This is a genomic window from Microcoleus sp. PH2017_24_DOB_U_A, from assembly GCF_020738205.1.
GTDB lineage: Bacteria > Cyanobacteriota > Cyanobacteriia > Cyanobacteriales > Microcoleaceae > Microcoleus.
In genome coordinates this window covers 1-11,744 of the sequence record NZ_JAEQCT010000151.1, presented here as the reverse complement: position 1 = coordinate 11,744, position 11,744 = coordinate 1, and the positions used below count along the sequence as shown (strand labels likewise).

The following is an 11,744-nucleotide window of genomic DNA, read 5'->3' as shown; positions in this document are numbered from 1 at the left end:
GCGTCACAAATACTGCAAAACTGTTCACCGCAATGATGGTTATATGTATGGGTTTTCCACTCTTGTCCGCTAAATCGATGATTAGAGGCGTACCGATCGATCTCCGACTTTTCCGATTATTGAAAAAACTGATTTATACCAGTTTCTAGAAGCTGCTTTCATTGATGAAGTTGCCGCAGAGATAGATTTTCGTCAATGGGTGCGACAGCAGATTCAAGGCTGATTATAGCACAATACGGTTCACTTAAGACTGATCCCCCCTAACCCCCCTTAAAAAAGGGGAGTAGGGGGTGGGACAAGAATGCTCTCAAAGTCAACCCCTACTCCCCTTCTTAAGGGGGATGCGAGGGGGATCTCCGGCACATAAATAGTGTTAAGTGAACCGTATTGGATATAGCAAAGTGCGATCGCCCAAAAACTATAACTGCTTTTTTGCAAAAAACGATCGCCCTTTTTGGAGAAAGCGATCGCCTCGATGTCAACTATTAGTTAGCAAATCTTATCAATTACCGATCAAGCTGCGGCTGCTGCTTCTTCTGCTTCTTCTTCAGGGCTGGCTTTAGTTCCCAACACGGTAACAACCACCTGAGTTGGGTCGCCGAGAGCTTCTGCTCCCGCAGGTAAAACTAATTCGTGAATGTGCAGCGCATCCCCTACCTTCAAATTAGAAATATCTACTTCAATTGCATCAGGAATGCTATCAGGTTTGCACTTAACTGCGATTTGCGTCAGCACAGTTTCCAACATACCACCTTCTAACTTGACGCCGACAGATTCGCCGACAAAATGCAGAGACACTTCAACTTCCAGGCTGTCTTGAGTTGCTACGGAGAAAAAGCTCAGGTGGTAAGGAAAACCTTTCCAAGGATGGACTTGAACTTCTCTGAGCAATGTTTTTCCGCTCCAAGAGAGTTCGGGAATGCTGAGATCAATTAGGGTGTTGTTGACTGCGTGTTTTTTGAGCAGGGTTTCAACTGTTTTAGCTTTGACGGTAAGGGAAATGGATTCAGAGCCTTTGTGTCCGTAAAGGACGGCGGGAATCAATCCGGAGCGGCGGAGGGCGTTAGGTTTGCTGCCTTCTGCCCGCTTTTGACATTCTACTGCGATTTCCATTTTATGACTTTCTGTTGATTGTTTTCACATTTTACCAGAATTGTGGTAGTGCGATCGCGTTCAATTAAATTCGCTGAAGGTATTGATAATTTTCGTTTTCCACACACTTCAGCAATTCGAGCATTTTTCTCAAACGGTACGTTCCTGATTGATACTCTTCTTTTGAAGGGGAATCACCAAGCTTAGTCAGAACTAAATCGCTTTCACTGATGATTGCTTCGCTGAAAATTTTCTTGAACTACTGGCGAATCTCCTGATTTAATTCAACTAGAGGCAGAATTACATTTTCTTCATCTAAGTGAATTTCGGTATCGATTGATGCGCCACCTATTTTGGAAAAATCAGACTTTGCCAACCATTCGTAAGTATTTGCTGTGATTCTTACACTATCAGACGGTTCACCATTGGCTGAATAAAAACTGATGTCAAACATTGGGATTGCTCCTCCCACTAAACATCTGAAAACTCGTTATTATGATAGGGCGATCGAACTAACTTAATTAAAGGACTCGTTGAAGATATTGATAATCTTCGTTTTCAACACATTTTAGCAAGTCTAGCAATTTCCTCAAACGGTAGGTTGCTGATTGATACTCTTCTTTGAGAGGAGAATCTCCCAGCTTGGTGAGGACGGTATCGCTTTCGCAGATAATTGCATCGCGGAAAAAACTTCTGAGCTTCTGGCGAATATCTCGATCTAACTCAACTAAAGGTAGTTTCTCCTCTTCTTCATCTATCAAAATATTTCTGGGAACAGATTTGCCAATTTTGGAAAATTCTGATTTTGCCAACCACTCGTAAACGTCTTCAGACATTTCGATATAGTGCGGCGGTCGATCAGTTTTGAAGGTATAAAAAATAAGATCTAACATTAGCTTTCCTCTTGACCTTCCTGATTCAATAACTTACTTTCTGGAAAATTTTCTACCCAAGCTATATCTGCTCGATCGAATACAGTTTTAGCAGGTTTAGTAATTCCTCCTGTGGTAATAACTCCAATCACAGTTCCTTTTTGACATATTTCCTTAGCTTTGGTTGAATCTATTTTCTTGGTTTTCCAGGCTTTAATTTCAATATGCGGTTCATTCATTATTGTTTATATTTTTTTGATAAATTAACTATTGAATTCTACCTGCAAATTACGGAGTAGCTGTTTAATTCGCGGAACATCTTGCTGGTTGACTATCAAAATATCACCTTTGGGATTGTTTCCGGTTGTTCTTTTGGCTTCTATTCCTTCTTTGCTCAACTCCATTATAAGCCATCCAATCATGTCCCTGTGAACTTATAGCCGTGCTATCTGTTCATCCTCGTCAGTCATTTACTTGACTCCCTGTAAATAATACCAATTCTCGCCTCGTCTTGCAACAATCATGAGTGTTGGGCTAGCGTGGAACGGAGGGTTGTTTCCTGAAAGACTGTATGCAGCGGTGCGTCGCTGCGAGATTGTGGCTCTTTTTTGGGATTTTTGATGGCGACGCACTCTACAGCTACTGTTGCATGAGTTTTATGATTGTGCTACTACAGCCGTGCCATCAACCGACAATAATCCCCGCTTCGGCCCGTGAATCGGGTCTTCGACAATAATAGTTTGGTCGCGACTGGCTCCGAGAGATACAATGGCGATCGGCACTTCCATCAAATCTGCCAAAAACTTTAGATAATCCAAGGCTTGCGATGGCAAATCTTCCAAATTGCGGCACTCTTCCGTGGACTGTTTCCAACCGGGAAGGGTTTCGTAAATGGGTTTACAGCGAGCAAATATCCGCGAACTTTTCGGGAAATCAATGCAGCGTTCCCCGTCAATTTCGTAAGCAACGCAAACCTTGATTTCTTCTAATTCATCCAAAACATCTAGTTTGGTAACAGCGAGACAATCAAGGCCGTTGATGCGGACTGCGTAGCGGCCGATTACTGCGTCGAACCAGCCGCAGCGCCGTTTGCGGCCGGTTGTGGTGCCGAATTCTGCACCTCTCTCGCCCAAAACTGCACCAATTCCATCGACCATTTCGGTAGGGAATGGGCCTTCTCCGACGCGGGTTGTATAGGCTTTTGCTACGCCAATTACTCGATCGATCGCTGTGGGGCCAACTCCGGTTCCTACACAAGCGCCGCCAGCGATGGGATTGCTGGAAGTAACGTAAGGATAAGTGCCGTGATCTAAGTCTAATAAAGTGCCTTGGGCGCCTTCAAACAGAATATTTTTCCGCTTGTGAAGTCCCTCATAAATCTTTAGGGAACTGTCTACTACGTGCGGCCGCAAACGATCGGCATAAACTCGATATTCATCAATTACCTCTTGCGGATTTAGAGGCGGCAAATTGTAGAGTTTTTCCAGAATGACGTTTTTATGCTCGATCGTCCATTCCAGTTGTTCTTGCAAACCTTCCAAGTCCATTAAATCGAGCATCCGAATGCCAGTGCGTTCGGATTTGTCGGCGTAAGTCGGGCCGATACCGCGTCCCGTCGTGCCGATTTTATAATTTCCGCGCTGCTCTTCCGATGCTACATCAATTAATCGGTGATAGGGCATCGTGACGTGAGCAGTCTGTGAAATCATCAGCGAGGCAGTCGAAATATTCAGTTTTTCTAACTGATCTAATTCTGCTATTAAAACTTTAGGGTCGATTACCGTGCCGCAGCCGATGATACACTCTGTCTCAGGGTAGAGAATCCCGGACGGAATTAAGTGCAGCTTGAAAGTTTGACCGTTGACTACTACCGTGTGACCGGCGTTGACGCCCCCTTGGTAGCGGACAACGATATCTGCGGATTTGCTGAGCAAATCGGTAATTTTGCCTTTTCCTTCATCGCCCCACTGGGCGCCGATCACAACTACGTTAGCCAAGGGTTTCTCGCGTTCAGTTCAGGTTGACACAAACTCCGATTATGTACGAATGCGTCCCGGATGTCAAATTAATTTTTGTTACAATTTAGAGAAGTGAGGCTGTATTGGTCTCAAGAAAAGACTACCAGGACGATCCGGGGAGAGGGGGAGAGGGGGAGAGGGGGAGAATGGGAGAGGGGGAGAATTGGAGAATGGGAGAGAATTTGATGAGTTTTTATGGGAATCCAATGGGTAGCTTAAATGGGGAACAGTTTACCTGCTGGAGGTTGTTGGCTAGTATTTGGGAAAACCAGGTTTCTGGCCACTGATGTGTCTAGGACTAAATTACAAATTCTTAAATTCCTTAAATTCCTTAAATTCCTTAAATTCCTTCAATTCCTTCAATCCTTCAATTCCTTCAATCCTTCAATTCTTTCAATCTAAAATCTAAAATCTAAAATCTAAAATCGCATGACTTTACACGCTGAGTTGCACCGACATCTAGGTGGTTCTGTGGTTCCTCGAATTTTGTGGCGGTATTTCGATCGCCATAATGCCGAAATGGTCGATCGCTTTCAACAATATTCCGCATTTGAGGAGTTTTACACTCGCCCGCGCAATACTCTCGACGAGTATTTGGAACTGCACACGCTGGTGGAAAGCGTGCAAACTGTTGAGACTTTGCCTTATTTCATCTATCGGTTGATGCGGGGCGCTTACGTGTTTGAAAATCTGGCTTATTTGGAGTTGCGCTATACGCCTTATCTGCGGACTCCTGAGCATTTGGATCAGTCAAAACGCATTGATTTGATGGCAGAAATTGTCCAAGTTGTGGGTAAGGCAAGTCAAATTAGTGATTGTCCGATTGTTACTAGCCAAATTTTGTGTATGCACTCGCGCTTACCCTATGAGGTGAATCGGGCGATCGTAGATTTGGCTGCACAAATGGGAGAATATGTTTGTGCGATCGATCTTGCGGGCGGTGATGCTGCTATTGGCGATCGCCTGGATGAGTTTGTGGGATTGTACCAGTACGCAAGGTCGATCGGCATTAAAACCACCGGACATCTCTACGAAACAAGCTCTGGCTGCTATCCCGAACTTTTGCCTTATCTGATGCGGATCGGTCACGGGATTCAAATTCCGTTAAAATATCCCGAACTGCTGCCAGAGGTGGCGCGTAGGGGTCAATGCTTGGAAGTTTGCCCGACTACCTATCTGAAAACGGGAACCTTGCAGGATATGCGGGAATTGAAGGTTGTGTTCGATCGATGTTTTGAAGCTGGTGTCGATATTGCCATTTGCACCGACAATGCGGGATTGCACAACGTGCGGCTGCCTTTTGAGTACGAGAATTTGTTGACTTTGGATATCATTGATTTTCGGCAGTTACAAGCGTGTCAAGATGCTGCTTTCCGTCATGCTTTTGCGTGGCCCTACGGCGAAAGGCCCGTGAAGATGCTGACTGGTTTGTTGCAGCATGAGTCGGTTGGTGCGATCGTAAATTAAGATGATACGGCGGTTGAAACCGCGTCTACACAAATGAAGTCCGCCTCCGCGGACTGAAGAAAATAAGGTAATTTCAACCGCCGTTTCATCTTTAACCCGCGAAGGCGGGTTTTGTTTGTATAGATGCGGTTTCAACCGCCGTTTGATCTGAACCGTATTGAGTTATATTTGGGAAACAGAAACATCAATAAAAAAGGATAAAAGATATGACAAATATGGACGCTTACTGGATGCCCTTCACTGCGAATCGACAGTTTAAAGCGAATCCGCGAATGTTAGTTTCGGCAAAAGATATGCACTTTACCAGCGATGATAATCGCTCAATCCTCGATGGTACTGCGGGGCTGTGGTGCGTGAATGCTGGCCACGCCCGCGAGACAATTGCCGAAGCAGTTAAACAACAAGTTTTAAATCTAGATTATGCGCCGCCTTTTCAAATGGGACATCCGGCTGCTTTTGAATTAGCCGAACGTTTGGTAAAGCTGATTCCAGGCAATTTCGATCGCGTTTTCTTTACTAATTCAGGCTCAGAATCGGTGGAGACTGCGTTAAAAATTGCGATCGCGTATCATCGAGTTAGAGGTGAGGGAACTCGCCAAAGATTGATTGGTAGGGCACGCGGTTATCACGGTGTGGGTTTTGGGGGAATTTCTGTCGGCGGCATTGGCCCAAATCGCAAATTCTTCGGCAGTTTGCTCACGGGAGTCGATCATTTACCTCACACTCATAATTTAGAACACAATGCTTTCAGCCGCAAACAGCCGGAATGGGGAGCGCATTTAGCAGACGAATTGGAAGGGATTGTGGCTTTGCACGATGCGTCGAATATTGCGGCGGTAATTGTGGAACCGGTGGCTGGTTCTACGGGGGTTTTGATTCCGCCGAAAGGTTATTTGGAAAGGCTTAGAGCGATTTGTGACAAGCACGGGATTCTGCTGATTTTTGATGAAGTAATTACAGGCTTCGGGCGTTTAGGTTCGAGTTTTGCGACTGAATATTTTGGGGTAATTCCCGATATTGTGACGACGGCGAAAGGGATAACTAACGGTACTGTGCCGATGGGGGCGGTGTTTGTGAAGGAGGGAATTTATGATGCTTTCATGAATGCTCCTGAAAATGCGATCGAGTTGTTTCACGGTTATACTTATTCGGGGCATCCCGTGGCTTGTGCGGCTGCTTTGGCGACGCTGGATATTTATGAGGAAGAACGGTTATTTGAACGGGCTGATAAGATTGCTGGTTATTGGGAAGATGCAGTGCATTCTTTCAAAGGAGTTCGCCATGTGATTGATGTCCGCAATTTGGGACTTGTGGCGGGGATTGAGTTGGAATCTATTGCTGGGAAGCCGGGGAAACGGGCTTTTGATTGTTTTACAAAGTGCTTTGAAAATGGGTTGTTGATTCGCACGACTGGTGATATAATTGCTTTGTCGCCGCCGTTGATTATTGAGAAGGAACATATCGATCGCATTGTGGAGATTTTGACTGGGGTTTTGCAGGGGATGGAATAGGATTAAACTAAAATCTCAGAAACCGGGTTTTTGCCCAAATCATCGACTGTAACCAACTATTCTCGAAAAAACCCGGTTTCTCGCCACCCCACACATCCATTCATCCGCGTCCATCAGCGTACATCCGCCATCATCTGCGGTTCAAAAACCCGGTTTCTCGCCACCCCGCACATCCCAATTTATGATAAAATGCTATCAACCAAGTATTCGGAGATAAACCGATGCAACTAGAAGACTATTTTGAGTTTCTCGACCCCGATGACATCCGCATCAAAGGACATCGGATCGGCATCGATGACGTGATTAAATATTACTTGGATGGATATTCTCCCGACCAAATTCTGGTGGAATTACCCACTCTGAATTTAGAGAAGATTTACGCGACGCTAACCTATTATCTGCAAAATCGCAGACAGATGGATGCTTATATGTTGCGGCTGGCGAAGTGGCGGGAAGAACGCTATCAGGAATGGTTGGCTAAAGAACCTTCTGATGTAGTAAAACGTTTGAGAGCAATCAAAGCACAACGAGAACAGGAGTTAATTCTACTAAAGTGAAAATTCGTTTTTTACTCGATGAAAATTTGCCACCTAAGCTCAAAAGTGCTGTTTTGCACCTCCAGCCGGAGATAGATATTTTGCGGGTGGGGGACGCAAATGCACCAACCTTAGGAACCCTCGATCCAGAAATTATCAGCTATTTGGAATCATCACAAAGGCTATTGGTAACGGATAACCGCAAAAGTATTCCAGGACATTTGACAGAATATTGGGCGACGGGAGGACAAATTTGGGGACTTTTTTGGGTGCGTCCAAGTGCGAGTTTAGGCAGATGGGCAGAAGAAATTGTGATGGTTTGGGAGACTTCTGAGGCTGAAGAATGGATTGATAAGTTGGATTGGATACCATTATAAAAGATTGTTGAAAAAGTGCGTTAAGCGTAGCTATCCCGTAGGGAATCGACCAAAACCCAAAATCTCAGAAACCGGGTTTTTGCCCAAATCACCGACTGTAACCAACTATTCTGGAAAAAACCCGGTTTCTCGCCACCCCGCGCATCCAAGACTACGACATAAACCAAAGAAACCGGGTTTTTCGCAGTCTTTAGGCTGTGTATCGATATCCTCGGAAAAAACCCGGTTTCTGGCCACACCCAAAATCTCAGAAACCGGGTTTTTGCCGAAATCTTCGACTGTAACGAAGGATTCTCGAAAAAACCCGGTTTCTCGCCACACCTACAACAATCTTGCCATCGCCCGCCCCAAACAGATGAGTTTCACCGATAATAAATGAATAGATAGAACCATCCCAAATCCCAAATCGCCATGAACTCCGATCGCCAACAAGCCTATCTCAACCTGATAAGTCAACTTCTAAACTGTGACAGTGGCGATGAAGCGGAGATATTGAAAACTCACCCGGAATTGCTGGATGATGGCTTGGTGGTGGCAATGCTAGAAGAGGCGGATAATCTCAGAGAACAAGGTAAATTAAATAATGCTAATTGGTTGAAAAATTTTGCAGGGCTACTGGGTAAGGTGGATGGAGATTTCCTAGCGGGAATTGCACTGAAAGCAGAAGCAGATAGACTGTTAGAACAAGGCGATCGGCAGTATAGTATCAGTCAATTTCGAGAAGCTTTGCAGTCTTGTGAACAGGCATTAACTATCTATCGGGAGATCGGAGATCGCGAAGGTGAAGCAGGTTCCCTCGGCAATTTGGGCTTAGTCTACAATTCTTTAAGGCAATACGACAAGGCGATCGCATTTTACGAACAGTCTTTAGAGATTAAACGGGAAATCCGAGATCGCCAAGGAGAAGCTAATTCCCTCGACAATTTGGGCTTAGCTTACAAGTCCCTAGGACAATACCACAGGGCGATCGCATTTTACGAACAGTCTTTACAGATCGAACGAGAAATCGGAAATCGTCGGGGAGAATCTGCGTCCCTCGGCAATTTGGGCAATGTTTACCGACTTTTATCACAATATCAAAAGTCAATCGAATTTCAGGAACAATCTTTAGACATTGACTTAGAAATCGGAAATCGCGATGGAGAAGCGAATTCCCTCAACAATTTGGGCTTGGCTTACAATTCCCTAGGGCAATACCACAGGGCGATCGAATTTTATGAAGAGTCTTTAGACATTGACTTAGAAATAGGCAATCGCCAAGGAGAAGCTAATTCCTTTAACAATTTGGGCTTTGCTTACGAATCTCTGGGGGAATACTATAAGGCGATAGAATTTTACGAAAAATCTTTAGAGATTAAACACGAAATCGGAGATAGTAAAGGAGAAGCTGCTTCCATTTGCAATTTGGGCTTAGTTTACTATTCTTTAGGAAACACACACAAAGCAATCAAATTAATCGAACAGTCTTTAAAGATTTCACGACAAATTGGCAGTAGACAATGGGAATCTAATTCCCTCGCCAGTTTGGGATTGGCTTACGCATCCCTAGGGCAATTACAAAGGGCTATCGAATTTCACCAACAGTCTTTAGAGATTGAACGTGAAATCGGAAGTAGACATGGAGAAGCCGTTAACCTCAGCAATTTGGGCGATATTTACTATCAAATCAGCAATGGACTTAGGATGCGTTATAAAAGTATTCCCAAAATCCTAGCCTTCATTCTTAAAAAAATCTTCATTCTTTTGGAAAATCATTGGCTTGAACAAGCAGAATTACAACTCCTTGCCTCGATCGCAATTCATGAAACCCTACGCTCAGAATTAGTCAATAACGACCACAAAGCCTCAATTTTTGAAACCCAAATATTTCCCTATCGCCTCCTACAACAAGTCTTGGTCGCCCGATCACAATTTGACGAAGCCTTAGAAATATCCGAAATGTCCCGCACCCGTGCCTTCGTCGAATTATTGCAACAAACCTTATTAACAAATGAATTACCAACCAATAACGAAACAAATAAATTATCCATCCCCAAAATCCAACAAATCGCCCGCGACAGAAACTCCACAATAGTTGAATATTCCATTATCGATCCAGACATCATTTACATCTGGGTAATCCAACCAAACGGCAACATCACCCATCGCGCCGCCAATCTCGAACCCCTCAACCAACAAAACCAAACCCTCAAACAAATCATCCTCAAAACCCGCGTCTCCATAGGCACCGAAGAAACCGACGACGCAGGCAACAAAATTAAACTAGAATCCCAGTACAAACGAGACGAAACAGGCCGCTTTCCCCTACTGCAACTCCTCCATCAAATCCTGATCGAACCAATCATCGACTTACTCCCCACCGATGCCAATTCCCCCATCATCTTCATCCCCCACTATGACTTATTTTTAGTTCCCTTCGCCGCCTTGCAAGATAGCAACAACCGCTACCTAATCGAACATCACACCATCCTCACCAGCCCATCCATCCAAGTATTAGAAATCACCCGCGAACATCACAACCGAGTCCGAGGATTGAGACAAGCCGCCCTAATTGTCGGTGATCCAACTATCGCCACCAAATTCAACGAAAACCCCTACAAACTCCGCCAAATCCCCAGGGCAAAAGAAGCCGCCGAAGCCATCGCTGCAACTTTAGGAACCCAAGCAATTAGCGGAGACAATGCCACAAAAGTCGCCATTTTAGACAGGATGCTAAACACGCGCATCGTCCATTTATCCGCCCACGGACTCCTCGACGATTTCCAAAGTTCCGGCATTCCCGGCGCGATAATTTTAGCACCATCAGGAGATGACGACGGCGCAATTCATGCTGTGGATATCCTGCAATTAAAACTCGATTCCGAACTCGTAGTATTGAGCGCGTGCAGCACCGGCCGCGGTAAAATCACTGGAGATGGAGTCATCGGATTGTCGCGCTGCTTCATCCTCGCCGGAGTCCCCAGCATCATCGTTTCCCTGTGGAATATGGGAGTGATTTCAGCCAAGTTGCTAATGACGGAATTCTACCAAAATTTAGCACGGGGCGACAATCGAGCAGCGGCCTTGCGGTGTGCTATGCTAACCACAAAAGCTAGATTTCCGAGTCCGATAGCTTGGGCTGCATTTACGCTAATTGGCGAAACCGAAACTTTACCGCTGTCAACTGAAAAAACAGATTTAAGGAGATTAGTCATGTCACTTCCCGATGATGCGAAACCTGAAGAAATTGTGGCGGCTTTTAGTAAGTTATTGAAAATATCGGAACCGCAATTTGTGGCAGAATTAGCAGCGATTGATATTGGTGCGATGGATAATGTGAATGCGATCGCTGAAAGAATCAAGGATTGGTGCGAAAGTCGGCCTCAAATTGAAGAGAATTTAGAGAATGAAATTTATCAAGCGGGTGCGGGCGGGACGGATAGTGATGCGCCGGAGGAAGTGGTGAGGGAGTTTTATGAGACGTTGAAGGAAAATAAGATTCGATTGGGTTTGTCTAGGGATTCTGTGGCGGTTGAGGGCCCGGCCCCGGCGGTGGGTGAAGAAGGCCCCGGCGGTTGAAACCGCGGCTACACAAACGATGTCCGCCTCCGCGGACGAAGAGGGAAGAGGGTCTTCGGCGGTGGTGAGGGCCCCGGCGGTTGAAACCGCGGCTACACAAACGATGTCCGCCTCCGCGGACGAAGATGGTATTCGGAGATGAGAAATCATTGTGTAGAATCTTCAACCCGCGGAGGCGGGTTTTGTTTGTGTAGACGCGGTTTCAACCGCCGGGTAATTAGGGCTTGCTGAAAAATCAATCACATATTGCGTGGCATAGGTTTAGATGGCGCGAGGGAGAAAAAAGTGCAAGATAAACAGGTAATATAGATCA

11 protein-coding genes are annotated in these 11,744 nt (G+C 45.3%); 5 read left to right on the top strand and 6 right to left on the bottom strand.

Features of this window, described 5'->3' with window-relative positions; genetic code table 11:
- Positions 1-513: 513 nt before the first annotated feature.
- The 6 genes from JGK07_RS30880 to JGK07_RS30855 form a co-directional block, all read right to left on the bottom strand.
- Positions 514-1,113 carry a 50S ribosomal protein L25/general stress protein Ctc gene (locus JGK07_RS30880; RefSeq protein ID WP_293186915.1) on the bottom strand — a complete coding sequence of 200 codons (600 nt, stop codon included), beginning with the start codon at positions 1,111-1,113 and terminating at the stop codon, positions 514-516.
- A gap of 238 nt (positions 1,114-1,351) precedes the next feature.
- On the bottom strand, positions 1,352-1,546 hold the full coding sequence (locus JGK07_RS30875; RefSeq protein WP_293186914.1) for a hypothetical protein: 195 nt from the start codon (positions 1,544-1,546) through the stop codon (positions 1,352-1,354).
- A 67-nt stretch (positions 1,547-1,613) separates the two neighbouring features.
- On the bottom strand, positions 1,614-1,928 hold the full coding sequence (locus JGK07_RS30870; protein ID WP_293186913.1) for a hypothetical protein: 315 nt from the start codon (positions 1,926-1,928) through the stop codon (positions 1,614-1,616).
- 56 nt (positions 1,929-1,984) lie between these two features.
- Positions 1,985-2,203, bottom strand: a complete 219-nt coding sequence (locus JGK07_RS30865; RefSeq protein ID WP_293192599.1) for a hypothetical protein — start codon at positions 2,201-2,203, stop codon at positions 1,985-1,987.
- A gap of 24 nt (positions 2,204-2,227) precedes the next feature.
- Entirely contained in the window at positions 2,228-2,386 is a 159-nt protein-coding gene (locus JGK07_RS30860; RefSeq protein ID WP_293192597.1) for a hypothetical protein, read from the bottom strand.
- Positions 2,387-2,620: 234 nt separating this feature from the next.
- On the bottom strand, positions 2,621-3,961 hold the full coding sequence (locus tag JGK07_RS30855) for an adenylosuccinate synthase (RefSeq protein ID WP_293186910.1): 1,341 nt from the start codon (positions 3,959-3,961) through the stop codon (positions 2,621-2,623).
- A gap of 450 nt (positions 3,962-4,411) precedes the next feature.
- Here JGK07_RS30855 and JGK07_RS30850 point away from each other — a divergent pair, with 450 nt between their 5' ends.
- The 5 genes from JGK07_RS30850 to JGK07_RS30830 all read left to right on the top strand — a co-directional run bounded on the left by JGK07_RS30850 (position 4,412) and on the right by JGK07_RS30830 (position 11,431).
- The gene (locus JGK07_RS30850; RefSeq protein WP_293192595.1) at positions 4,412-5,449 is read left to right on the top strand and encodes an adenosine deaminase; all 1,038 of its coding nucleotides are present in this window, start codon (positions 4,412-4,414) and stop codon (positions 5,447-5,449) included.
- A gap of 206 nt (positions 5,450-5,655) precedes the next feature.
- The gene (locus JGK07_RS30845) at positions 5,656-6,960 is read left to right on the top strand and encodes an aspartate aminotransferase family protein (RefSeq protein WP_293214204.1); all 1,305 of its coding nucleotides are present in this window, start codon (positions 5,656-5,658) and stop codon (positions 6,958-6,960) included.
- 221 nt (positions 6,961-7,181) lie between these two features.
- The gene (locus JGK07_RS30840) at positions 7,182-7,517 is read left to right on the top strand and encodes a DUF433 domain-containing protein (protein WP_293186907.1); all 336 of its coding nucleotides are present in this window, start codon (positions 7,182-7,184) and stop codon (positions 7,515-7,517) included.
- Positions 7,514-7,873, top strand: a complete 360-nt coding sequence (locus tag JGK07_RS30835) for a DUF5615 family PIN-like protein (RefSeq protein ID WP_293186906.1) — start codon at positions 7,514-7,516, stop codon at positions 7,871-7,873. Before JGK07_RS30840 ends, JGK07_RS30835 begins: the two co-directional genes overlap by 4 nt.
- 411 nt (positions 7,874-8,284) lie before the next feature.
- Positions 8,285-11,431, top strand: coding sequence for a CHAT domain-containing tetratricopeptide repeat protein (locus JGK07_RS30830; protein WP_293226559.1), 3,147 nt, complete (start codon positions 8,285-8,287; stop codon positions 11,429-11,431).
- Positions 11,432-11,744 lie beyond the last annotated feature (313 nt).